The organism is Flavobacterium sp. NLM (assembly GCF_002210235.1).
Classification (GTDB): domain Bacteria; phylum Bacteroidota; class Bacteroidia; order Flavobacteriales; family Flavobacteriaceae; genus Flavobacterium; species Flavobacterium panici.
Window position 1 is genome coordinate 78,648 of sequence record NZ_LIAC01000007.1, and the last position, 24,676, is coordinate 103,323.

At 34.1% G+C, this 24,676-nt stretch carries 18 protein-coding genes; 8 read left to right on the forward strand and 10 right to left on the reverse strand.

The genetic code is table 11. The features are described from left to right. Positions 1-2: 2 nt before the first annotated feature. From APR43_RS10040 to APR43_RS10065, 6 genes are all read right to left on the reverse strand, one after another. Positions 3-935: a hypothetical protein gene (locus APR43_RS10040; RefSeq protein WP_053471524.1), complete on the reverse strand. Its 933-nt coding sequence runs from the start codon at positions 933-935 to the stop codon at positions 3-5. Positions 936-1,166: 231 nt separating this feature from the next. Next, a complete protein-coding gene (locus APR43_RS10045; RefSeq protein WP_053471525.1) occupies positions 1,167-4,343 on the reverse strand; it encodes an efflux RND transporter permease subunit in 3,177 nt (1,058 codons plus the stop codon). Between the two features lie 91 nt (positions 4,344-4,434). Beyond that, positions 4,435-5,502, reverse strand: coding sequence for an efflux RND transporter periplasmic adaptor subunit (locus tag APR43_RS10050; protein WP_053471526.1), 1,068 nt, complete (start codon positions 5,500-5,502; stop codon positions 4,435-4,437). 9 nt (positions 5,503-5,511) lie between these two features. Next, positions 5,512-6,846 (reverse strand): TolC family protein, encoded by a 1,335-nt coding sequence (locus APR43_RS10055; protein ID WP_053471527.1) that lies wholly within the window; start codon positions 6,844-6,846, stop codon positions 5,512-5,514. A gap of 37 nt (positions 6,847-6,883) precedes the next feature. Further along, positions 6,884-7,483, reverse strand: a complete 600-nt coding sequence (locus tag APR43_RS10060; protein WP_053471528.1) for a TetR/AcrR family transcriptional regulator — start codon at positions 7,481-7,483, stop codon at positions 6,884-6,886. 108 nt (positions 7,484-7,591) lie between these two features. After that, entirely contained in the window at positions 7,592-8,113 is a 522-nt protein-coding gene (locus APR43_RS10065) for a YceI family protein (RefSeq protein ID WP_053471529.1), read from the reverse strand. Positions 8,114-8,380: 267 nt separating this feature from the next. On the opposite strand from APR43_RS10065, the gene APR43_RS10070 reads away from it, so the two are divergent. After that, on the forward strand, positions 8,381-9,355 hold the full coding sequence (locus APR43_RS10070) for a polyprenyl synthetase family protein (protein WP_053471572.1): 975 nt from the start codon (positions 8,381-8,383) through the stop codon (positions 9,353-9,355). A 290-nt stretch (positions 9,356-9,645) separates the two neighbouring features. Here the strand turns inward: APR43_RS10070 and APR43_RS10075 are convergent, their stop codons facing one another. The 3 genes from APR43_RS10075 to APR43_RS10085 form a co-directional block, all read right to left on the reverse strand. Beyond that, positions 9,646-11,514, reverse strand: a complete 1,869-nt coding sequence (locus APR43_RS10075; RefSeq protein ID WP_053471530.1) for an alpha,alpha-trehalase — start codon at positions 11,512-11,514, stop codon at positions 9,646-9,648. Then, positions 11,504-12,724, reverse strand: a complete 1,221-nt coding sequence (locus tag APR43_RS10080; protein ID WP_053471531.1) for an MFS transporter — start codon at positions 12,722-12,724, stop codon at positions 11,504-11,506. The genes APR43_RS10075 and APR43_RS10080 overlap by 11 nt, the downstream gene beginning before the upstream one ends. 300 nt (positions 12,725-13,024) lie before the next feature. Beyond that, positions 13,025-15,664, reverse strand: coding sequence for a TonB-dependent receptor (locus tag APR43_RS10085; RefSeq protein ID WP_053471532.1), 2,640 nt, complete (start codon positions 15,662-15,664; stop codon positions 13,025-13,027). Positions 15,665-15,830: 166 nt separating this feature from the next. Here APR43_RS10085 and APR43_RS10090 point away from each other — a divergent pair, with 166 nt between their 5' ends. Together APR43_RS10090 and APR43_RS10095 are read left to right on the forward strand one after the other, a co-directional pair. After that, positions 15,831-16,856, forward strand: a complete 1,026-nt coding sequence (locus APR43_RS10090) for a LacI family DNA-binding transcriptional regulator (protein WP_053471533.1) — start codon at positions 15,831-15,833, stop codon at positions 16,854-16,856. 41 nt (positions 16,857-16,897) lie between these two features. Next, positions 16,898-17,251, forward strand: a complete 354-nt coding sequence (locus APR43_RS10095; protein ID WP_053471534.1) for a hypothetical protein — start codon at positions 16,898-16,900, stop codon at positions 17,249-17,251. Positions 17,252-17,357: 106 nt separating this feature from the next. On the opposite strand, the gene APR43_RS10100 is transcribed toward APR43_RS10095, so the two are convergent. Continuing rightward, on the reverse strand, positions 17,358-17,909 hold the full coding sequence (locus tag APR43_RS10100; RefSeq protein ID WP_053471535.1) for a hypothetical protein: 552 nt from the start codon (positions 17,907-17,909) through the stop codon (positions 17,358-17,360). A gap of 116 nt (positions 17,910-18,025) precedes the next feature. On the opposite strand from APR43_RS10100, the gene APR43_RS10105 reads away from it, so the two are divergent. The 5 genes from APR43_RS10105 to APR43_RS10125 all read left to right on the forward strand — a co-directional run bounded on the left by APR43_RS10105 (position 18,026) and on the right by APR43_RS10125 (position 24,562). Next, a complete protein-coding gene (locus tag APR43_RS10105; RefSeq protein ID WP_053471536.1) occupies positions 18,026-20,800 on the forward strand; it encodes a 2-oxoglutarate dehydrogenase E1 component in 2,775 nt (924 codons plus the stop codon). A gap of 73 nt (positions 20,801-20,873) precedes the next feature. After that, positions 20,874-22,124: a 2-oxoglutarate dehydrogenase complex dihydrolipoyllysine-residue succinyltransferase gene (gene odhB / locus APR43_RS10110; RefSeq protein WP_053471537.1), complete on the forward strand. Its 1,251-nt coding sequence runs from the start codon at positions 20,874-20,876 to the stop codon at positions 22,122-22,124. A gap of 221 nt (positions 22,125-22,345) precedes the next feature. Next, entirely contained in the window at positions 22,346-22,678 is a 333-nt protein-coding gene (locus APR43_RS10115) for a hypothetical protein (RefSeq protein WP_053471538.1), read from the forward strand. A gap of 13 nt (positions 22,679-22,691) precedes the next feature. Then, on the forward strand, positions 22,692-22,991 hold the full coding sequence (locus tag APR43_RS10120; RefSeq protein WP_053471539.1) for a hypothetical protein: 300 nt from the start codon (positions 22,692-22,694) through the stop codon (positions 22,989-22,991). 5 nt (positions 22,992-22,996) lie between these two features. Then, positions 22,997-24,562 carry a PepSY-associated TM helix domain-containing protein gene (locus APR43_RS10125; RefSeq protein ID WP_053471540.1) on the forward strand — a complete coding sequence of 522 codons (1,566 nt, stop codon included), beginning with the start codon at positions 22,997-22,999 and terminating at the stop codon, positions 24,560-24,562. Positions 24,563-24,676 lie beyond the last annotated feature (114 nt).

Below are 24,676 nucleotides of genomic sequence, written 5' to 3' on the forward strand. Positions count from 1 at the left end.
ATTTAATTTGAATCCAGCAGTATTTTGTAATTCTGTTTTTTTAATAATGCAATTGCCATTCCTATTAAGAAACCTATAAAAGTAAATACTATAAGAATTTTACGCAATGAGGGCTCACTGCTCATAACAGGTATTTGTGCTTTTTCCAATACCTGAATAATAGGTGTATCTTCCTGTATTTTTATCTTCAGCTGCACTATTGATGTTAATAAACTATTTTGAATTTCTTTTCTAAAGGCCTCATCTTTTAATGAATCTTTTGAAACATTTTTTTGTAAACTTTCTATATAATTTAATTCTTGACGGGCTTTTTCAGTACGATATTTTGTAATGTAATCTATTAAGTAATCTATGGTAAAATTTGCAATATCTGCTGCAACTACAGGGTCTTGCATTTGTGCTGAAACAAAAATTATATTATTTTTTTTAACACTGGTTATTATAATTCTTTGTTGGATGTCTTGTATAATACTATAATATTTTATTTTATTGTGAGTTTTGAAGTCTGATTTTTCTTTTTGAAAATGGGATTTTTTATTTTCCATTCCTGAATCGCAATAAGATCGAAAACTCATCTTTTTATTAGCACTTGTTACTACTTCTTTTGCAAGTATATAATCATAGAAGTCACTTGTTTTAATAATTTCAGCATAAAGCTCCGGACTGGTAATTTCAGTGTTGTACAAATCAACATTGTTATTGTATTTTTTTAATAATTCATTTATCCCTGCGATACCATTAGAAGCTTTGTATGAAACTTCAGGCATGATTTTGCCAATAGAAATATATTCTTTTGGAATGCTTAGTAAATAAAAAAATCCAAAAATTGAAAAAAATGAAGTAATTAATAAAATTATTTTATACTCCTTTTTTAAAAGCATCAATAACTTACTTAATAACTGGAATTCATTATTTTTTTCGATTGTTTCTGTCATATATTAAATTTTAGTTGGCATATCAAGTTTTATAATTTACCCGAAAAAAAGATAAATGAAAATTAATTCAAAGATGATTAAAAATGATTATAATAACTAATCGTTATAATTTTTATGCTGCATTTTTATTAAACAAATACGATTTTACATAACCCCCGAGTTTTATAGTATTAAAAAATCCCAAACTCCTTTCGGAACTTGGGATTTTTTCGTCTAAAATTAAATCAAAAATTAATGGGTATGTTTAGGGTTAAAACCGTCCTCGCTTAATTCTGTGTGCTCATAATCAGCAACCATTTCAGCTTCGTAATCGATTTTTTCTCCTTTAGAGAATTTATGAATAATTTTCTCCATGATATTATAAATTACAGGAACCACAATCAACGTTAGGAATAAAGAAGAAATTAATCCTCCGATAATTACCCAAGCCAAACCGTTTTTCCATTCTGCTCCAGCTCCTTTTGCTAATGCAATTGGGAACATACCAAATACCATCGCAATTGTTGTCATCAAAATTGGACGTAAACGAGCGTGGTTTGCCTGAATTAATGCCGTTCTAATTGATTCTCCTGCTGCTCTTCTTTGGTTGGTGTAATCAACAAGCATGATCGCATTCTTACACACAAGACCAATCAACATGATGATACCTAAAATGGTAAAGATGTTTAATGAGTTGTTTGTTAATGCCAGTGCTAACATCGCTCCAATAAACGAAAGCGGAATTGCAAATAATACTACGAATGGGTGAACGAAACTGTCATACAAACTAACCATTACAAGGTAAACCAAAATAATAGCGGCAAGTAAAGCGATTCCTAAAGTACCAAATCCTTCTGATTGGTTTTCCTGGTCACCACCCCAAATATAATTTACTCCGGCTGGCTTATCTAATTTATCTAGTTTAGCCTGCCATTGCTGAACGATTGTTCCTGATGGAACCCCAACGTTTTGTCCTTTTACAGTTACAGATGCAGATTTATCTCTACGCTCTAACTGGCTAGGTCCAGAACCTTCTGTAATATCTGCAAACTGAGACAATTTAATTTGCTGTCCGGCTGAGTTTACAAAAATTAAGTTACTTACGTCAGTAATACTTTTTCTGTCAAAAGCATTATATCTAATGTTGATATCGTACTCATATTCACCAGCTCTGTATTTACCGTCTGTATTTCCGCTAAAAGCAGTCTGCATGGTTAAACCAACTGTTTGAAGTGTTAATCCTAAAGCAGCCATTTTATCACGGTCTACTTTTACGTTAATCTCCGGGTTTCCGTCTTCAACCGTTAATTTAATCTCTGTTGTCCCAGGAATTGTACGTAATTCAGCTTCCGCTTTTTTAGCAAAAGCCATCGCTGCATCTGTTGAAGGTCCTGTTACGATTAATCCTAATGTAGCATCTTCTGCAGTTCCTAAAATACCAACCGGAACTGTTTTTACTTTTGCTCCAACTAATACTTTTTCAAGTTTACGTTTGATTTTTGCTGCGTAAACGTTCGCATCATCTGTACGATCTTTTTGTTCGATCATTTTTACGTCAATCTCTGCTTTATAAGCTGTAGCTTGCGAAGCTCCAAATCCTTCACTGGTTTGTCCTACTGTTGTAATTTGACTGTGAACATATTCCTGAGATTTTAAGAACGCTTCTGCTTTTTGCGTCATAAAGTTAGTTTGCTCTAACGAAGCATCTTTTGGCATCTCAATTTGAACTAAGAACTCTCCACTATCAGAAGAAGCAAAGAACTCTCCTCCAATGAAACCTCCACCCATTAATCCAATTGTTGAAGCAAAGAATAATATAATTACGACAACAAAAGTTTTAATATAATGATCTAAACACCAAGTCAATAAATGAGAAACCCAGTCAGTGAAACGTGTTAAATAGCTTTCGAAACCAAGGATAATTCTTCCGAATAAATTTTTTCCTTCAATATGCTCTAATTTCCCGAAACGAGAAGATAACCAAGGAATAATAGTAAACGAAGCCAAAAGTGACAACATCGTTGAGATAATTACCGTAACACAGAATTGTGTAATGATGTTAGATACCAATCCAGAACTCATCGCGATTGGCAAGAATACAACCACAATTACTAATGTAATAGAAGTTACCGTTCCGCCAATTTCTGCTGTTCCGTCATACGATGCACGAATTCGGCTTTTACCCATTTCCATGTGCCTGTAAATATTCTCCAGTACCACAATCGCGTCATCCACAAGAATACCTACCACCAGAGATAATCCTAATAAACTCATTAAGTTTAATGTATATCCCATTAAATAAATACCGATAAAAGTTGCAATCAACGATGCAGGAATCGAAACCATTACGATTAATGAGTTTCTAATACTGTGAAGGAAGAACAACATTACAAATGCTACCAGAATTACCGCAATCAATAAATCGTGTACTACAGAGTCTGCAGCTTCAAGAGTAAAGATTGTACTATCTTTTGCTACTTCAAGTTTTAACTGATTTACTTTATAATCTTTTTCAAGAGTAGCAATTGTTTTTAATAACTGCTCACTTACCGCAACCGCATTAGCATCTGATTGTTTGATGATTTGTAAAACGATCGCACTTTTTTGATCTACACGAGAAATTTTCTCCGCAATTTTTTGTGTATCCTGAACGTCAGCGATTTCACCTAAACGTATTTGGATTCCGTTTTGAGAAGAAACTACAAGGTTTCTTAATTCTTCAACACTTTTATATTTACCCGCTAAACGAATTAATATTTTTTGATTACGAGTCTGGATGTTTCCTGTTGGGAAATCTAAGTTCGAAGTCAAAATATTTTGCTGTACCTGAGGAACAGATAAGTTGTAACCCTGCATTTTTACAGCGTCAAGATTTACCTGAATTTCACGTTCAGAACCACCAATAATATTTACCTGAGCAACACCTTGTACACGAGATAAAATAGGAGCAATTTTTTTGTCAATTAAGTCATAAAACTCCGCTTCGTCCATTTTACCATTAGCACCAAGCGTCATAATTGGTAAATCACTCAGCGAGAATTTAGTTAATGCCGGTGTTTTAACATCTTCTGGCAAATCACTAATAATCGCGTTGATTTTACGCTGTGCATCATTTAAAGAGAAATCGACTTTTGCGTTTGATGTCAGTGTAATCGAAACAATAGATAAACTTTCGTATGATTTCGAATCGATTTTCTTGACATTTTCTAAAGATGCAATAGCATCTTCAATTTTCTTTGTCACTGTATTTTCTACCTCACTTGGAGAAGCTCCCGGATAAATAGTAGAAATTGTAATAACGTTCTGTTCAAATTTTGGGATCAGCTCATAACCTAACTGGCTGTAGCTGAACAATCCACCAAGTGTCAGAATTGTAAACAATACAATTACCAACGACGGACGTTTTATGGATATTTCGGCTAATTTCATATATTTTTTCTTTATGCTTTAGGCTGTAGGCAGTAGGCTTTAAGCTTTGAATTTGCTTATAGCCTATAGCTTACGGCTTATAGCCAAATAATTATTTAATAATTTCTACTGTGTTTCCGTCTTGTAAGTTAATCTGACCTGTAACGATTACTTTTTCACCATCAGATAAACCTTTGATAACTTCTACTTTATCTCCCAAAATTCTTCCAGCAACAACTTTTCTTAATTTTGCAACACCGTTTTCAGCAACAAAGATTTCGTTACTGTTCACACTTCCTACGAAAGCATTTCTAGGTACAACCATCAGGTTTTGTTTTTGTTGGTTTGACGCAAAGTTTGCAGTTCCGTACATACCTGCTTTTAGGTCGTTGTTTGCATTGTTTTGGATTTCAATTTCAACCGGGAAATTTAAAGACTCATCTGCTTTTGAAGCGATGAAAGTAATTTTTCCAGAGAAATTTTTATCAGGATAAACACTAGCCGTTACATTAATATGGTTTCCGACTTTTAAACTTGCAACCTGATTTTCGTTTACTGTAACTACTAATTTTAATTTAGAAACGTTTACGATATCAAATAAAGCCGTAGCTGGCATTCCTGCTAAAATAGATCCCGGCTCAATGTATTTTTTATTGATGAAACCATTGATTGGAGCTTTTACTTTAGTATCTCCAACATTGATGTTAGCTTGTTTTAAATTAGACTCTGCATTTGTCAAAGCTAATTTTGCCTGATCTAATTGTTGTTTTGTAACACCGCCTGTTTTAAATGCATTTTCATATCTGCTGTAATCTGATTTTGCATTTTGAAAAGCTGCCTGAGCTTGTTGTGCACTTACATTAATAACGTCTCCTCTTACAGTTAATAATGTCTGTCCTACTCTTACATAGTCACCTTCTTTAGCTAAAACGCTGATTACTTTTCCAGATTTTTCTGCAGAGAAAGTTAACTCCTGAATTGGCTGAAAGTTTCCGTTTGCAACGAAATCTAATGAAACTTCTTCTGTTTTTACCGGAGATATTTTTACTGAAACTGCAGCATTTTTCTCTGCTACGATATCAGTTTTTGCCTTATTCTTTTTCTTATTATTATTTAAGACATATCCAATTACACCCAGGGCTGCAATTATGATTACGATTGTTGTAATAGTTTTCTTCATTGTAATTAGTTATTTAATAAGAGATTTTAGTTCGCCTTTTGATTTGATTAAAGATATTTCGGCAATTTTATAATTTAAAATTGCTCTTGTGTAATTATTTTGTGCTTCAAGTGATGCATTTTCAGCATCTAACAAATCCGTTAAAGATGCTAATCCCTGAAGGTAGTTGTTTTTAGTATTGCTTAAAATTTCAGTTGCCAAACGCATGTTTTCTTTTTGGTTCTGAATTGTAACCAAGTTGTTGTCAATTTCAGCCATTGCATTTCTGTAATCTAAATCAAGAGAAAGTTTAGTGTCTTTGATGTCTTCCTGAAGCGATCTGATTTGAACATCTGCCTGTCTTACTTTTGCACGGGTTCCAAAACCTGTAAAAATTGGTACGTGTAAGTTCAATCCAATTGCAGAGTAATCTGACCAATATACTCCATCTTTTGGTTTTGCAAACCAAGGAAATTGAGGACCCTGACCAATATAGTTGTAACCCGCCGTTAATGAAAGTGTAGGGTAATATCCTGCTTCAACTGCTTTTTTGTTGTATACTAAAAGCTCTTCTTGTTTTTTCAAAAGCAGATATTCTGTTCTGTTTTCAACATTTGGCTGTTCTGTTAAAGCAGCAGGAACAACTTCAAATTCTTCTTTTGGCATATCAATTACAGTTTCGATAGGCATTCCCATATAAAACTTCAACGCATTTTCCTGTAAAGTAATTTGGTTTTTAATCTGCTGACGCTCCGTGTCTATGTTTGACATTTTTACAATGATACGATCCAGGTCGATTTTTTTTGCTAAACCATTATCAAACTGGCCTTTTACAATATCACGAACTTTTGTTGTGTTTACGTAATTGCTGTCTAATAAAATCAATCTTTCTTTTTGTACATATACAGAATAGTAGTTATTTGCAACTCTTTCAATAACTTGTTCTTCTGTTAACTGATTGTTTATTTGGTAAAATTCACGAGTCGATCTTGCTGCCCTTAAACCTGTAAAAACAGATTGGTCAAAGATTGCCTGAGTTAAAGAAAGCCCTGCATTTGATGTCCATTTTTGACCAAATGCTGCCTGGATTGTAGTTCCCGGCGCACCAAATCCTGCTCCGTCAATAACTGTGGTTTGAATCACCGGATTGTATGTTATGTTTCCGTTTGCACTAATTTGAGGTAATGCTCTTGAACGCACTTCCTGAATTTTGTACTCGCTGTTTTCAACCTCCAGTTTTGCTTTTTTAGCATCGGCTTTATTTTGAAGCGCGTAGTTTAGGGCGTCTTTTAAGGTTAAGGTGGTTACCTGTGCGTTGGCCGACAGACCAATTGTGCACAAAAATATAAGAACTATTCGTTTCATATGTAGTTAAATATTATTTAGAGATTGATGATTATGATTATTCTTTAATTTTTTCAAGCTGTTTTTCCAGTTCAATTATACCTTTTTCTGTCGCCATTGCTCTGGTATGATATTCTAAAGCTTCTAATTCTATTTTTTGTGCTTCTCTTTCAGAAACAGTTGTTTCATTAATGTGAAAAATCAAGGTGTAATAAAATTTCACATATAAATCTATATTGATGTCTGGTCGATATAAATTTTCACGAATGCCTTTTAAAATATTATCTCTAAAATAATGGTTGCACTGTTCTATTTCGTGCGTCATTACATTTTGATAAATTTCAGGATAATGCTTTTTTAACTGGTATAAAGGAGAGGTATCGGTGCTGTTTTTAAACATGTCGCGAAACATTTCTCTAATTTCAAAATTCTCATGAATTGCGTTGTAGTTTTTAGCTACGATGGTATCAATTACTTCGTGTACTTGTCTGTGAACTGATGAGGTGCTCTCTTCGATCAAAACTTCTTTATTACAAAAATATTTATAGATCGTTTTTTTTGAGATGCACATTTCTCCAGCAATATCGTCCATTGTAACACTCTTAAAACCAAGTCTTAAAAACAACTCACTTGCTTTTGATATAATTTTCTCTTTCATTTTAATTTTTCCAATTGCATTACAAATATAATTAGGAAACTAAAATCAAAAAAATAGTTTCCGTCATTTTTGTAATAATTTTACATTAAATTATTCATTATGTAAGATTTATATACTAAATTCCAGATTGGCTATCAGTTTAATATCTTTTCCAAGAGCTAAACCTCCATTATGATGAAAAGAATTATAGTCCAGACCAAAATCCTGACGTTTGATATCTCCTTTAATCTCAAAAGCAACTTTTTTTTCTCCGTTGTAAGTGTTGACACCAATAAATTCTGCATCAAGTTCTACCACTCTTGTAACATCTTTTATCGTTAAATCGCCTTTAAAGAAATTGATGTTGTTGTTTATTTTTTGGAATGAAGTCGATTTAAAACTAATAATTGGATGTTCGTCTACATCAAAGAAATCCTGAAGCTGCAAATTCGTATCGATTTGCTGAAAGCTTTCTTTTTTATTATTAATATCCAATGAAAATTCAACCGATGCATCTTCAATTTCATTGTCTTCAATATTCACATAACCGTCAAATTTATTTGTTGTTCCTCCTAAATAAGCAATTATAGAATGTCTCATTTTGATTAAAACATCAGATTGAGTAGAATCTATAGTCCATGTTGTTTTCATAAATACCTAATTTTAATGAGTTTATAAATTTTTCAAACTCTTCACGGAAACTTTTTTAGTGTTCCAAGTTTCCATTTAATGGCGCAAATATAGAAAGGAAACTCTAAACACCAAAAAAGTTTCCAAGTTTTTTTCAAAATAATTTTAACATCTTAAGATTTAGTTGATTTAATGGTAATTTTAAGTGGAAACTATCTTTTAATTTTAAGAAAGAAATAATTCATTATGAATCGTATCTTTGGGCTTCGTAAATCAGAATTTCATTTTATGCACGATATTAGTCAGTACCAGGATTTTTTTATTGAATATTTAAATAAACAAGACATACATAAAGAACCTAAAAATCTTTACGAACCTATTGAATACATTTTAGGACTTGGCGGAAAACGCATGCGTCCGGTACTTACTTTAATGGCCGCAGAAGTCTTTAATACTGATTATAAAGTGGCGCTTCCGGCGGCAATGGCGGTTGAAGTTTTTCATAATTTTTCGCTTGTTCATGATGATATTATGGATGATGCGCCTTTGCGAAGAGGACAGGTTACAGTTCATGAAAAATGGAATTTAAATACGGGAATTCTTTCTGGTGATACTATGCTTATTTTGGCGTATCAATATTTTGAACAATACGAACCGGCAGTTTTTAGAGATTTAGCAAAACTTTTTAGCAAAACGGCTCTTGAAGTTTGCGAAGGACAGCAATGGGATGTTGATTTTGAAACACGTAAAGATGTTACGATTCCGGAATATCTAAAAATGATTGAATATAAAACTGCTGTTTTGGTTGCCGCTGCCATGAAAATGGGCGCAATTGTGGCCAAATCTTCTGAAAAAGACGGCGATTTAATCTATGATTTCGGATTAAACTTAGGTCTGGCTTTTCAATTACAAGATGATTATTTAGATGCTTTTGGCGATCCGGAAACTTTTGGAAAACAGGTTGGCGGTGATATTATCGAAAACAAAAAAACCTATTTATACTTAAAAGCTTTGGAATTTTCTTCTGCTGAAAAAGCTTCAGAATTAGAGCAATTATTCAGCTTACAATTAGAAGATAATTCAGAAAAAATAGAAACTGCAAAGGCTATTTTTAATGAATCTGGAGCTTCAAAAGCAACTCAGGAAGCGATTGAAATGTATACTTTTAAGGCTTTTGATACTTTAGAAAAAATGGACATTAACGCTGAAAAGAAAGATATTTTAAGAACTTTTGGGGAGAATTTAATGGGAAGAAAAGTTTAGTTTTTTTGCCACAGATTAAAAGGATTATATAGATTTTTTTTGTTTGCCACGACCCGAGCGATAGCGAATAGGCGAAGCAATTACACGAATTTCCACGAATTATTCATCATAATTAAATTAGTGAAAATTCGTGTAATTCGTGGCGAAAGACTCTACACACAGTAAACCCGACAGGTTTTTAAAACCTGTCGGGTTTGTCATTTACGGTATCATCTAAAAGGGCTTCGACTTCGCTCATCCTGACAAACGTTATTATAGAACTGAGTGTCATCCTGAGCGAAGTCGAAGGCTTATGAAAACAAATCATCTGGATCAACCAAATCCGATAATTTTTGTTTTAAATCATCTTCTAAAATGGTTAAACCGAATTGATAAGAAGCGTTCATCCAGCCAAAACCTTCCTCGGTTATGTAATTAAATTCGGTTCCTACGTTTCCGTATTCGGCGAAGATTTTATGTGAACTTATCGATAAATCGAATTTTTCCGGAATTGTTCCGTTGTAATCAACTGCGTTTCTGGTAATCAGCCAAAGCCAGCGATAAACCATTTCCTGCGCTTCTTCATTAAAATTATAATTTAATAAACCTTCCCACAAAAGCATTTGATGCGGAGCCCAGCCAAACGGATAATCCCATTGTCTTGTTGGCGAATTATCGTCAAAACCGGCAATTGATTCTTTGGTACTTCCGGCAATTCCGCCTTTCATTTTAAACTTTGGAAGTGTTTTTTTAACCAAAATATCAGCTTGTTCTTGTGTGCTTATTTTTGCCCAAAGCGGATAAAAAGTGGTCGCGGCGTCAAAAACATGCTGTTTTTCGTTCACAAAATCATAATCGAAATAAATTCCGTTTTCAGCATTCCATAACAATTTGTTTATTTTTTCTCTTCTTTGTGATGATTTTAAAATCCAATAATCGCTTGAAAAAGATTTATCTTCAAAGTATTGAAATTCGTTTTTAAAGTATTTCTTAATCAAAAAAGCAATATCAGTTTCGTATTTATAAAGTAAACTATTTATTGCGACGGTATTTAAATTAGCACAGACTCCAACCAATCTATGCGTGGTATCATGACCACTTTCACGCATACTTCTATCATGTGTAAAATATTTATCGAGTTCAGGATCGACGATTTCTCTTTCGAGATATTTCTTTTCGAATTCACGGGTTGAGAGATTGTATTTTGGCGCATATTGTTCCAGAATATCGTCAAAATGTCCTTCTTCAACCTCAAACGGAAGCCCGATTCCTTCTGCTTTATAACGGTTTAAACCATTTGCAGTAAGTCTTTTTCCTTCTTCCATCCAAACCGTTAGATATTCTTTTATAGCGGTTTTTAAATGTCTTTCAATCCAAAAAATATCAGGATTCGACTTTTCTAAAACATCCATTATTAAAGATGTATAAAGCGGCGGCTGCGTTCGGGTTAAATAATAACTGCGGTTTGCATTTAGAATTTTTCCGTAATGATCTATTTGATATTTAAAGTTCTCGGCAATGCCCAAAGCAAGGTCAATTTTATCATCAATCAAAAGTCCTTTGGCAATAAAATAACTGTCCCAGCCATACATTTCGTTGAATCTTCCGCCGGGAACTACAAACGGAACTCCCGAAATTTCATTATTTTTTATTTGAAGTGCCAGCGCCAGAATTCCCGGTTTTTTGTTCAGCGATAAAACATAATCCGGAGTAATATTTTTAGGCAGTTGCACCACTTTTAACTTTGGAATTGTGGCTTCTAATTTCTTGAAATAATCAAAAACAATTTCGTCGCCAAAAGGCACATATAAGTATGCAAATTCATTTTCGATTTTATCGTCTTCCAGAATTTTCTTTACGCCCGTTGCATCAATTGTTCGCGTAAGACCATTCCAGTACAAATCTTTTATTTTCCTTGAAATACGTTTTACAGGATCTTCGGTAATTTCATTTAAATCGATTACTGCAAATTCAGTATTGTTTTTTTTAGCCAAAGCCAATTCCTGCAATAAATTCGAAAGCTGATAAGTTCCTTTAATATCTGCGGGATTTCCATCTAGATCGTACAGCAAAAACTTTTTTGGGCCGTTATCATCAATCGTAATTTTTTTATCGCCGTCAGTATCTTCCTGAGCCAATAATTTTTCGATGGTTTGGGTTATATGTAATTTAAATTTCATCTTTTGCAGTTATTTTTTTAAGAATAAAAAATGAGATCAATAATAAAGTCATTGGGATTAACGTAAAATAAAACGCTTTTTCCGGCCCTTCGTTTTTAAAAAGCCAGCCTGTTATTCTCGAACCCAATGTTCCGCCAAGAGCAGAAAAAATCACGATTAATCCGGTCATGGAACTTTGTAAATTCTTCGGTAAAGCACTCAATACAATCGAATTTAATAACGGATAAATAGGCGCAATAAATAAGCCGATTAAAGGAAATGCAAATCCAATTAATGGAATATCTGATAGCGTATTAATGTTTTTTACTTCTAATCCAACTGTTTTTGGAAGTACAAAAACAACAATCAACATCGCAGAAATTATGCAGACACTTAAAACATAAATCCAGTTTACTTTTTTGGTCACGATTCCGGCAATCAATCTTCCTATTGCTAGTGAAATTGCCAAAATACTGGCCATCATAATACTTATATTTTCCGGCAGATGAAGCACTTTTGTATTAAATGTTGGCAGCCACGAAAGTATTCCCTGCTCAATCATTACAAATAAAAACACGCTGATTACAAAAATAACCGTCAGCAGTTTTGCCATTAATTTGAACATTTGCAAAAAATCATCTTTAAGGTTTGCTCCTGCCGCAACTTCGGTTTCTTCAAATTTTATAAAGAGCAAAAACAGAAACGATAAAAACGATAATCCCGCTAATAACCAATAGACATTTAACCATGAATTTGGATCATTTTCATTATTAAAAGCCGGAAATAAAAAATAAGCCAGCGCAATTCCTACCATAAAAAAGCCTTCAATACTGCTCATTAAAGCGTTGTGTTCTTTTTTGGTTTCGGTTACGGTTCCTATTAACGAGTAAACGGAAACTTTTATCAAAGCAAATGAAACTCCAACGGTTGCAAAAAGGATTTTAGCATTATCAAATGAGTTTCCAAAATACATAGAAATACAAGCTAAAGTCACCAAACCCAATCCTATTAACATCGCTTTTCTATAGCCTATTCGGGGCAAAAAAGAGGCTATAAAAAAGGATACAATAGCAATTGGCATGTCTTTAAAAGCCTCTAAAATACTCGCCTGAACTTCATCGACTCCGTAATTTTTCTGCGATTTTAAAATCACAATTCCTACGCTGTTTAATAAAATGGCGAAGACAAAATAATTGAGGTAAAGTGAGATTTTAATTCCTATGTTTTTCATTTTTCTGTTTGTTTTGTCTATGCTTTGTGGTTACTGTGCGGAGACGCACTGCTGTGCGCCTCTACAGTAACTGTACGTGTATTAAATTTAACACATAGAAACATAGCTTAGATTGAACTCAAAAGGCGTTTCACTTGCATTAATTCACATAGCTATATGTGGAAACTAGTTTCTTTTTTGCTCTTTTTTTAGCGTATAAAAATCTATGTTTCTATGTGTTTAATATTTTTTTATTCGTTGTGGTTACTGTGTGGAGACGCACTGCTGTGCGCCTCTACAGTAGCTTTGCGTATATTAGATTTAGAAATTAACGGCTACAGAAAATCTAAACGCGCGTCCTAAAATAGGTCTTGCCATGAACACATCGCTTGCTGCAGATGTTGTTTGTCTTGGATCCCCTTCTGTTAAACCAATTTCGTTGAATAAATTCGAAGCATCGACTGCAAAACGAAGATTTTTGTATGTGTAATTTAAACCTGCACCAACTTCTTTATAAGCTGGTAAAACTTGTTTGTTATCCTGATTCGTGAATTTTTTATCATAATAAGAAAACTGAACGTAAGCTGTAAAATCTTTTGTGATATCAACTTCTGGTCTTAGGTTGCAGAAAAATTTAGGAATTCTTCTTACTGTATTTCCGTTAAAATCAAAAGTCGAACCGTCTGCATTTGTTCCTGTAAAGTTATCGTACTCTGGTTTTTGAACCGTGAATGTAAAGTTCAGTTTTACAAATTCATATCTTGCATTGGTTTCTACTTCAAGACCAATGTTGTTTACGTCGGCAAATTTATTTTCTGAAGATCCATCAGATAAAATATCCGTGAAAGCAACGTTTTTCAAATTCATGTGAAATAAATTCGCATTTACAGAGAAGAAAGAACTTGAGTATTTATAACCTAATTCAAATTGGTTTACTTCTGTATTTTCTAATTTGCTTAAATCTGCTGCATTATCATAAAATGATTCTTCAATTGGAGATCTAAATCCGTGGCTGTAACGAACGTATGAAGCCATATTGTCGTTGAATTTGTAGTTTCCAGCGGCAGTATACGACCATTCGCTTACATCATATCTCCAGTATGTATACGGATTTCCTTTTACTGTTGTTACTGCATCATCGGCCGTGTTGTTGTCTAAAATTCCTAAATCTTCCGAGAAAAATCTAGCGTTGTCTCTGTATCCGGAATATTTGTCTTTGTTGTATCTTAAACCTGCGTTGAAAGTCAAATTATCTGTAGCTTTAATTTCTGCGTCAGCATAAATATCATTCAAAAGTCCTTTTGTTTGCGCATCTCTTTCTAACCAAGTAATTCTTTCAACTCCATTCCAAGTATGATCAACTCCGGTTGTATTATCTTTTACATTTAATAATCTTGGATTATCTGAAACGCCTACTAAATATGAATTCCAGTTCCAGTATTGGTTTGATTTCCAGTTAGAATAGTAGTAACCAGCCGTTAATTTCACAGGATCTAAATCAAAAGAAAAAGAGAAATTATTCGCAAAATTGTTCATTTTCTTTTCAATATGCCAAAGGTCAGCTCTCATAATTAAAGCATTTGGATCAAGAGTCTGTCCGTTATCTACATAACTGTACGTCAAATTACTGGCCGTTGTGTTTTGAACTCCGGTTGCATACGCATCTTGTGTCCAAGGTCCGCCATTTGGGAAAATAGCATTGTAATTTAAATCGATACTCGTTTGTTTGAAAGCATTTTTGAAAGTAACCCTATCTGAAATTTTCTTTTTAAATTCAGCTCCAATTGAGTTGATAACTGGGTGAGAACCATCTTCTAAATCTGCGCTAAAAGTTCCGCCTCCATATTGAGGAACATTTAAATGACTAAAGTTTACCGAAGTCAACGTTCCATAATTTGGATTAAATCCGTCGATACCTTCAATTTTTCCGTTATTGCTTTTTAAAGGAATTGGTAAATAAAATGTGTTTCTGTCGTCAAGATGTTTGAAATTCACTCTTAAATAATCGTTGTCGTCAAATTTATAAGTAATATTTCCTTTGATTTGTCCGCCTTTATTAGCTGTAAAACCAGTATTTCTCACACCATTATCAGCTCTGTAAAATCCACCGACATTAAAAAACAATTTATCCTGAATTAATGCGCCAGATAAATTAAGATCTGTTCTAAACATTCCATAATCTGAAGTCGTGAATTTTGCTCTTCCCTGAAAATCATTCTGACCTGTTTTAGAAATAAAGTTAATGATTCCCCCAGGTGCATTGTTTGCAAAAATCGAAGCAGAACCTCCACGAACAGCTTCCATTTTACTTACCGTTTCGTCAAGTCTGTAAAAAGTATCGGCGTTGGCAAATTGTAACGCACCATCTTCAAAAACCGGCAATCCGTCTTCCTGAATTTGTACATATTCATAAGCTCCCGCAGACGGAATACCTCTTGCAAAAAGGTTGTTTCCAATTTCTCCTCCAGATGCTTCAACCACAAATCCCGGAATTGTCTGCAATAAAGCCGCCGTACTTGATGGCGCTCTGTCTTCGATTGCTTTTGCTCCCATTGTGGTAATGGCAACGCTCGATTCAAGTTTCGATCTTGGGGCAGATGAACCAGTTACTACTACTTCTTTCAAACTTTGAGATTCAGTTTCTAAAAGTAAATCTGCCGTTACAGATTCTCCTTCTTTTACCGAAATTTCTTTACTGTATGTTTTGTAACCCACATTTGTTGCTTCTACAACATAATTTCCGGCAATAACATCTGTAAAAACATAGCGTCCGTTTTCATCTGTTATCGTATTTTTTCCCGTGTCTTTTAAAGATACATTTGCTCCCGGAATAGATTGTCCAGTTTCGTCTAATACTTTTCCAGACACCGTGTTTTTTGCCTGGGCAAATAAATTATTTGGAACAGTAATTAGGCACATTATCAAAAATAATATACCTAAATAAGAGTGTTTCTGTTTCATGATTTTTTTGGTTTAGTTAGTAAATTTTTCATTTATACTGTAAACTTAAAACACTAATTAAACACAATTTAGCAATTCTAAATCGAAAACGTTTTCGAAATCACCTAAAACGTTTTCGGAAATATATTTTTTATCAATGAAGTTTATTTTTTACTACATTTATTTCATGAATGATACAAAATTAATAGATATAGCCTCGGCCTTAGGAATATCAGTCACAACGGTTTCAAAGGCATTAAAAGGATATACAGACATTAGCAAATCGACGCGCGCCAAAGTTATCGAAATGGCCGAAACGATGAACTATATGCCTAATTCTGTAGCGGTTAATTTAAGAACCAACGAAACCAAAACCATTGGTGTCATTATCCCCGCAACGGTTCATCACTTTTTTTCAAGCGTTTTAAATGGCATTTTAGAAGAAGCTGAAAAAAGAGGTTATTTAGTTATCATTCTGCAATCAAACGAAAAATATGAAATGGAGAAAAAACAACTTGCTTTATTGATCCAAAAGCGGGTTGACGGCGTTTTGATGTCGCTCTCCAACGAAACAGATGATTTCTCTCATATTAATGAAGCGATTCGAAAAAATACGCCTGTTGTTTTGTTTGATAAAATTGCCAAAAGAGTAGAATGTTCTAAAGTGGTTATTAATGATGCCAAAGCTGCTTATGATGCTGTTACGTATCTTATTAATAAAGGCTATAAAAAAATTGCTCATTTTAGAGGTTCGTATGTCCCTCAAAATTCTATTGATCGTTTTTTAGGGTATAAACGCGCACTCGAAGCTCACGGAATCGAGTACGATTCGAAATTGGTTTATGTTTGTGACAATAATACTGATTTTGAAGACGGTTACGAAAATGCTCAAAAAATCATGAACGAACATCCGGATATCGATGCCATTTTTGCGATTACAGATTTAGTCGCTATCGGAATTATTAAATATTTTAATGAAGCGGGAATAAAAACGCCGGATCAGGTGGCGGTTTTTGGTTTTAGTAATTGGTTTATGAGTACGGTGATTTCACCTAAATTAACGACAATTGATCAGCCCGGATTTGAAATGGGACACACAGCGGTTTCTATTTTAATTGATGAAATTGCCGACATAAAAGAACACAAACCGGTGACGCATCAAACTATAGAACTTCCAACTAGAATCATTGAAAGAGAATCAACGGTTAAATGATTTTTTAGTTTTAACTTTGCCTCAATTCTTAAAGAGCATCAATGTTTCCAATTCCTGAAAATACCGATTTTTTATTGGCTGATGCCGAAAGAGAAAATTTATATTTAAGTCTGATTGAGCAAATCAATAAAGATTTTAATCTGGCCAATGAAGGAATTGATTTTCCGCTTAGCATTTCTCCCGAAGAACTAAAAATCCAGCTTCACGAAAAAATCTACCGAATGATTCAGTACAAGTTTGCTGAATATCTGAACCTGCTTTATATTATTGATGTTTCTGAAATCGAAATCAAAAAGTTAGATGGTTCTGATTTGGTGATTTTGGCTGAACAAGTTGCCTTTTTGATTTTAAAAAGAGAATGGCAGAAGGTTTGGTTTAGAAATCATTACAAGTAAAACAAGGTACAGAGTTGCAAAGTGACAGAGGTTTCCTCACTTTGCGAGTAGTTTTAAGCCCAATGATAAAACCTTTGAACCTTTGTCACTATGAACCTTTGAACCTCTAAAAATAAACTCTCACAAAAGGCATAAACCCAGAACCATAAAGGCTTTTATCAGGATCATATAAAACATCGTAGCGAGCGCCAATTGTTACATTTCCAGTTCTGTAACCAGCTCCAAGATACAAGGCGGTATTCCAATAACTATCAGAAAAAGCCGGTCTGTTGATGTTGGCTTCATATCTTGTATCCACTCTTACCTGCTCTAATTCGGCAGATAATTGAACTTCCGGAATTGGGTTTACAAGCGTAATTAAACTTCCGCCATAAACATACGATTCATAATAGTTTTTTGAAGATAAGTAACCAAATTGTAAACCAAGACCAAAGGAAACAATTTCGTTAACATTGTAAATCGCGCTTGGCATTACTGATATGTCTGTATAACCGGAACCAATTCCTAAACCGAGCCCGCCTCCAAACTGCACTTTATCCCAGAAATGGTTTTTGTTATCAATAACATACGTTTGCTGCGCATTTGCGTAACATGAGAATAAGACTGTCAAAATCACAAAAAAAGATCTGCAATCGATTGAAAAATGTTTTTTCTTCATAGTTAACGTTTATTTTAACAAATTTTTACGTAAAAGTACGTAAAAAAAAGGTTTAAATAAAGTCGATTGTTGTACTTTTGCCTTTCTATTTAACAAAAAGTATATTCACTAATATTATGGATAGGTTTTCATTTTTAAATGCAGCGCATACCGAGTTCTTTGCACAATTATACGATCAATATTTAGTTAACCCAGACAGCGTTGAGCCAAGCTGGAGAAGTTTCTTTCAAGGTTTTGACTTTGGACAAACGACTTATAATGACGAAAATCCAGTGCAGACCATTGTTGAGTATGTGACTAGCCCAAACACAGATTACAGTCAGGTTTCAGACAAACTGCAAAAAGAATTTAATGTTTTAAAATTAATTGATGGATACCGTACGCGCGGACACTTGTTTACAAAAACAAACCCTGTTCGTGACCGTAGAACTTCTTCTCCTACTTTAGATATTGAGAATTTCGGATTATCAGCTGCTGACCTTCCAACTGTTTTTGATGCTGCGCAGACAATCGGAATCCCGCCTTCTTCATTAGAAGCTATCGTAAATCGTCTTAAAGCTATTTACTGCCAGCATATTGGTATTGAATATATGTATATCAGGAATCCTGGCGTTGTAAAATGGATTCAGGAAAAACTGGCTGTTAATGTGAACCAGCCAAATTTCTCTACAGAAGAAAAGAAAACAATCTTAAATAAATTAAACGAAGCTGTTTCTTTCGAGAACTTCCTTCACACTAAATATGTTGGACAAAAACGTTTTTCACTAGAAGGTGGAGAATCTATTATTCCAGCTTTAGATGCCTTGATTGAGCAGGCTGCAGAAAAAGGTGTTGAACAATTTGTAATGGGAATGGCTCACCGTGGTCGTTTGAACGTTTTGGCAAACATCTTTAATAAATCTACTCAGGATATTTTTGGTGAGTTTGATGGTAAAGATTACGATCAGGAATATTTTGATGGTGACGTAAAATACCACTTAGGTCTTACTGCCGACAAAAAAACAAGATCTGGAAAAAGCATCAACATCAATTTAGCACCAAACCCTTCTCACTTAGAAACGGTTGGAGCTGTAATTGAAGGTATTACAAGAGCAAAACAAGATAAATATTTCCCAGAAGATTTCTCTAAAGTATTGCCAATCGCGGTACACGGAGATGCTGCAATTGCAGGTCAGGGTATTTTATATGAAATTATTCAGATGGCGCAGCTTGACGGCTACAAAACTGGAGGAACAATCCACATTGTAATTAACAATCAGGTTGGTTTTACAACTAACTATTTAGACGCTCGTTCATCAACTTATTGTACAGACGTTGCTAAAGTAACTTTATCTCCGGTATTACACGTTAATGCTGATGATGCTGAGGCTGTTGTACACGCAGTATCTTTTGCTTTAGATTACAGAATGCAGTTTGGACGTGACGTATTTATCGATTTATTAGGATACAGAAAATACGGTCATAACGAAGGTGACGAACCTCGTTTTACACAGCCGGTTTTATATAAAATCATCGCAAAACATAAAAATCCAAGAGATATTTATGCTGAAAAATTATTGTCTGACGGCGTAATCGATGCATCTTATGTAAATGCTTTAGAAAAAGAATACAAATCTGCTTTAGAGGAAAATTTAGAAGCTTCCCGTAAAAAAGATTTAACAATCATAACTCCATTCATGAAAAACGAATGGGATGGATTTGTTCAGGTAACTGATACGCAAATGCTTCAAAAAGTAGATACTACTTTTGACAAAAAAGGATTAGATTCTATCATCAATACAATCTCAACTTTACCAGCTGATAAAAAATTCATCAGTAAAATAACTAAAATTGTTACGGACAGAAAAACTGGATACGATAACAATACTGTTGATTGGGGAACTGCAGAAGCATTAGCTTACGGTTCACTTTTAACAGAAGGATTTGATGTTCGTATTTCTGGTCAGGATGTTGAGAGAGGAACTTTCTCTCACCGTCATGCTGTAGTAAAAGTGGAAGATTCTGAAGAAGAAGTAATTTTATTAGACGGAATCGAGAACAAAAAAGGAAAATTCGGCGTATTCAATTCACTTTTATCTGAATACGGAGTTCTTGGTTTTGATTACGGATATGCATTGGCAAATCCAAAAGCTTTAACAATTTGGGAAGCACAATTTGGGGATTTCTCTAACGGTGCGCAAATTATGATTGACCAATATATTTCATGTGGTGAAGATAAATGGAACAACCAAAACGGTATTGTTTTATTATTGCCTCACGGATATGAAGGACAAGGTGCAGAACACTCTTCTGCAAGAATGGAGCGTTACTTACAACTTTGTGCAAGACAAAACATGTATGTTGCAGATTGTACAACGCCAGCCAACTTCTTCCACTTGTTAAGAAGACAAATGAAAACTAATTTCCGTAAACCTTTAGTAGTTTTCTCTCCAAAAAGTTTATTACGTGATCCAAGATGCGTATCAACTGTTGAAGAATTAGCGACAGGAAGTTTCCAGGAAACAATTGATGACAATACAGTAGATAAAAAGAAAGTAAAAACATTAGTTTTTGTTACTGGTAAATTCTACTATGACATCGTTGCAGAAAGAGAAAACAACGGAAGAAATGATGTTGCAGTTGTTCGTATTGAGCAATTATTCCCTTTACCAGTTGAGCAGTTAAAAGCAATTATCGCACAATATCCAAATGCTGATGATTATGTTTGGGCTCAGGAAGAACCTAAAAACATGGGAGCTTACAGTTTTATGTTAATGAACTTTGATCTTGTAAAATGGAGATTGGCTTCATTAAAAGCATACGCGGCTCCGGCATCTGGAAGTTACACACGTGCAAAACGTCGTCACGCAGATGCAATTAGAATGGTATTCGATAAAAATTTATTCAGATAAAAAAAAATGTTTCAAGTTTCAGTCCCGATAGCTATCGGGATTGAAACCATAAAAACCTTAAACAAAAACAAAGATGATTTTAGAAATGAAAGTCCCATCACCAGGGGAATCAATAAAAGAAGTTGAAATTGCAACTTGGTTAGTAAAAGACGGAGATTATGTAGAAAAAGATCAGGCTATTGCTGAAGTTGATTCAGATAAAGCTACTCTTGAATTACCTGCTGAAATGAGCGGTGTTATTACACTAAAAGCTGAAGAAGGTGATACAGTAGCTGTAGGCGCTGTAGTTTGTTTAATTGATACTGATGCAGCAAAACCTGCAGGCGGCGCTCCGGTAGCAGAAGCTCCTAAAGCTGAGGCACCAAAGGCAGAAGCTCCAAAAGCAGAAGTAAAAGCTGAGGCTCCAAAAGCAGAACCAGTTCAGACTCCAGCAGCTACAAGTTATGCAGCTGGAACTCCATCTCCTGCAGCAAGAAAAATATTAGACGAAAAAAATATTGCTCCAGCTACAGTTTCAGGAACTGGTAAAGGCGGAAGAATTACTAAAGATGATGCTGTAAATGCAGTACCTTCTATGGGAACTCCAACTGGTGGAAGCCGTGGAACTGAGCGTACAAAATTATCTATGTTACGTCGTAAAGTAGCAGAAAGACTAGTTTCAGCTAAAAACGAAACAGCTATGCTTACTACTTTCAACGAAGTAAACATGACGCCAATTAACCAAATTCGTAATGAATACAAAGACGCTTTCAAAGCTAAACATGGTGGTTTAGGTTTAGGTTTCATGTCATTCTTTACAAAAGCAGTTACAAGAGCTTTACAATTATACCCAGATGTTAACTCAATGATGGATGGTGATTACAAAATCGCTTACGATTTTGCTGATATCTCAATCGCAGTTTCTGGACCAAAAGGATTAATGGTTCCTGTTGTTCGTAATGCTGAGTTATTAACTTTCCGTGGAATTGAAGCTGAAATCAAAAGATTAGCTTTAAGAGCTCGTGATGGTCAAATTACTGTTGATGATATGACAGGCGGAACTTTCACTATTACAAACGGTGGTGTTTTTGGAAGTATGTTAAGTACTCCAATCATCAACCCTCCTCAATCAGGAATTTTAGGAATGCACAATATTATTGAGCGTCCAATTGCTGTAAACGGAAAAGTTGAAATTCACCCAATGATGTACGTTGCACTTTCTTACGACCACAGAATCATCGACGGACGTGAGTCTGTTGGTTTCTTAGTTGCTGTGAAAGAAGCTTTGGAAAACCCATTAGAATTATTAATGAATGGCGATGCTAAACGTGCTTTAGAATTGTAATCAGAATAATTTTTCAATTATATACAGAACCTGTTCATTCATTTGAGCAGGTTTTTTTATTTATAGTACCGAATTAAATCACTTTATTTTTAAAATTTAATTTAGAATAAATAAAAATAGCTTGCATTGTTGGCATTCATGACTTAGATTTGCAGAATCAAAAACAATTTAAAATTATCATCTCATAAACTGGACGATAATTTAATTCAATCTGTAAAATCATGATAACAATAGCAAGCCTTATCGTTTTTTTAGCTTTTTATACCCTTTACTACACTTCAAAAAGAGCCGCTTTATCGTATGATTTTGGTTTTGAAAAATGGATGCAGAAAAATCCAAAACAAACTAAAATTACTGGTTTAATACTTCTTGTAACAGCTTATGCCATCTGGCTTTTTACACAGTCTTTAGGAGGCGGAACTTTAATGTTTTTTATTCAGTTAATGGTAATTGGGAGTTTAATTATCATTCTTAGACCATTAAAAAAAGTAAACAGTAAAGCACTTTTAACAATCCTGATTCTTGTTGCTTTATTAGAACTTTATTACAATTAATCTTTTTTGACCAATGCCAGCAAATTCAAAATATTTAACTCCTGCCTTTTGGCCTCGTTTTGCCAAAATTACCGCAGCAATTTTAGGTGGTTACTTTGTTTCTGTCACTTTCCATTTAGCTTTAGCTTCCTGGTTTAATCGTCCGGAAGTTTTAATGACAATGGCTTTTAGCGGATTTATACTTTGGGTTGTTTTGATGGTCTTGGCTTTCTTAGCCAAAAGCGGATTGAAAATTTGGGGAATTTACCTTCTTCTTACTTTAGTTTTTTCTGCTCTTATTTATCTTGGTCAAACTTATAATCCCGTTGCGTAATCCTTATGAATAATCGCCATTATAATATTTATTTTCATACACATACCGTTAGCGGAATTGTAATTAGTATTGTACTTTTTGTGATCTTTTTTGCAGGGTCTTTTTCTTTTTTTAGAGATGAAATCATCAACTGGGAAAGAAGCGAATCTACCGCCATTACAAAAGAAATTGAATTAGATTACAATAAAGCTTTAAAAAATCTTGATAAAGAATACGTTCTACACGGAAGAAATATAACGATCTCTAAACCTTCTACAGAAAATAGAGTTGCCGTTTATATGGAAGGTACCAAAGATACTTTGGCTCCAGCCAAACAAAAAGAAGGTACTTTCTTTTATCTGGACAACAAAAAATTCAAATCCTACACTTACGAAGAATCTTATTCTTTAGGTGAGTTTTTATATCGTTTGCATTTTCTGGCGCAGATTCCGTATCCAGTTGGCTATTATCTTTCAGGATTTACGGCTTTGTTTTTCTTATTTGCCATTGTAACCGGACTTTTATTGCATTGGAAAAAAATCGTTTCTAACTTTTATGTTTTCCGTCCAAAGGAAAAATTAAAAACATTGTGGACAGATGCACATACAGCATTAGGAATGATCGGACTTCCGTTTCAGTTTGTTTATGCTGTAACCGGAGCATTTTTCATGATTAAGCTTTTAATTGTCGCGCCTGCCGTAATGGCTTTGTATAAAGGCGACGAAAACAAATTATATAAAGAATTAGAATACAACGATCCTGATTATAAATTTGATAATAAAAAATTAGTAGCTCCTTTTAACATCAATCAGCTTGTTTCTAAAGCAAAAAGCAATTGGTCTGATTTTGAAATTACACGCGTTTTTATTCAAAATTATGGCGATGCCAACATGCACGTTTTGGTTGAAGGTGAATTATTAAGCGACAAAAAATTTACGGGAATTGGAAAAGTAGTATATCGTATTGCTGACGGAAAAGAAGTTGCCCGCAAAAATCCTGTTACTCAAAATGGCTATATTGATGTTGTAAAAAATGTTTTATATAGAATTCACTTTGGTGATTACGGCGGATATGCTCTAAAAATTGTCAGTTTCATTTTGGGAATTATAACGTGTTTTGTCATCATTTCCGGCGTTATGATTTGGTTGGTAGCAAGACAAAAGAATAATTTACCTGAAAAGAAAAGACGTTTCAACGCTGCAGTTGTACGCATTTATCTGGCCATTTGTTTGAGTATGTATCCTATTACGGCTTTGGCTTTTATTGGTTCAAAAATATTTTATCCGTTAAGTCAATCTAACTTGTTTAGTTTATATTTTGGTGGATGGCTTATATTAACCGTATTCTTCATCATTAAAAAGAATGATGATTTTACAAACAAATTCTGTTTAATTTCAGGAAGTATTTTAGGTTTCCTAATTCCAATAACAAACGGAATTGTTTCCGGAGATTGGTTTTGGACTTCGTTTATGGAACACAAAATTCAAATTTTCTTTATTGATGTTTTCTGGATTGCTTTGGCTTCGATATCACTTTATACAGCGTATCACTTAAAGCCTAAAAAAGAAGTTGTTGCAGAAACAAAAGTCTAAAATTTTTCCGCCACGAATTTCACAAATTTGCACGAATTAAATTTGTGGAAATTTGTGAAATTCGTGGCTAACTTTTTTTACTTTTTGAGCAATAGCTTAAAATTAGCATAAATT

Excerpts from the sequence above, each read along its gene's own strand:
- APR43_RS10040 (WP_053471524.1), bottom strand. The coding sequence starts at position 935 with ATGACAGAAACAATCGAAAAAAATAATGAATTCCAGTTATTAAGTAAG.
- APR43_RS10045 (WP_053471525.1), bottom strand. The coding sequence starts at position 4,343 with ATGAAATTAGCCGAAATATCCATAAAACGTCCGTCGTTGGTAATTGTA.
- APR43_RS10050 (WP_053471526.1), bottom strand. The coding sequence starts at position 5,502 with ATGAAGAAAACTATTACAACAATCGTAATCATAATTGCAGCCCTGGGT.
- APR43_RS10055 (WP_053471527.1), bottom strand. The coding sequence starts at position 6,846 with ATGAAACGAATAGTTCTTATATTTTTGTGCACAATTGGTCTGTCGGCC.
- APR43_RS10060 (WP_053471528.1), bottom strand. The coding sequence starts at position 7,483 with ATGAAAGAGAAAATTATATCAAAAGCAAGTGAGTTGTTTTTAAGACTT.
- APR43_RS10065 (WP_053471529.1), bottom strand. The coding sequence starts at position 8,113 with ATGAAAACAACATGGACTATAGATTCTACTCAATCTGATGTTTTAATC.
- APR43_RS10070 (WP_053471572.1), top strand. The coding sequence starts at position 8,381 with ATGCACGATATTAGTCAGTACCAGGATTTTTTTATTGAATATTTAAAT.
- APR43_RS10075 (WP_053471530.1), bottom strand. The coding sequence starts at position 11,514 with ATGAAATTTAAATTACATATAACCCAAACCATCGAAAAATTATTGGCT.
- APR43_RS10080 (WP_053471531.1), bottom strand. The coding sequence starts at position 12,724 with ATGAAAAACATAGGAATTAAAATCTCACTTTACCTCAATTATTTTGTC.
- APR43_RS10085 (WP_053471532.1), bottom strand. The coding sequence starts at position 15,664 with ATGAAACAGAAACACTCTTATTTAGGTATATTATTTTTGATAATGTGC.
- APR43_RS10090 (WP_053471533.1), top strand. The coding sequence starts at position 15,831 with ATGAATGATACAAAATTAATAGATATAGCCTCGGCCTTAGGAATATCA.
- APR43_RS10095 (WP_053471534.1), top strand. The coding sequence starts at position 16,898 with ATGTTTCCAATTCCTGAAAATACCGATTTTTTATTGGCTGATGCCGAA.
- APR43_RS10100 (WP_053471535.1), bottom strand. The coding sequence starts at position 17,909 with ATGAAGAAAAAACATTTTTCAATCGATTGCAGATCTTTTTTTGTGATT.
- APR43_RS10105 (WP_053471536.1), top strand. The coding sequence starts at position 18,026 with ATGGATAGGTTTTCATTTTTAAATGCAGCGCATACCGAGTTCTTTGCA.
- odhB (WP_053471537.1), top strand. The coding sequence starts at position 20,874 with ATGATTTTAGAAATGAAAGTCCCATCACCAGGGGAATCAATAAAAGAA.
- APR43_RS10115 (WP_053471538.1), top strand. The coding sequence starts at position 22,346 with ATGATAACAATAGCAAGCCTTATCGTTTTTTTAGCTTTTTATACCCTT.
- APR43_RS10120 (WP_053471539.1), top strand. The coding sequence starts at position 22,692 with ATGCCAGCAAATTCAAAATATTTAACTCCTGCCTTTTGGCCTCGTTTT.
- APR43_RS10125 (WP_053471540.1), top strand. The coding sequence starts at position 22,997 with ATGAATAATCGCCATTATAATATTTATTTTCATACACATACCGTTAGC.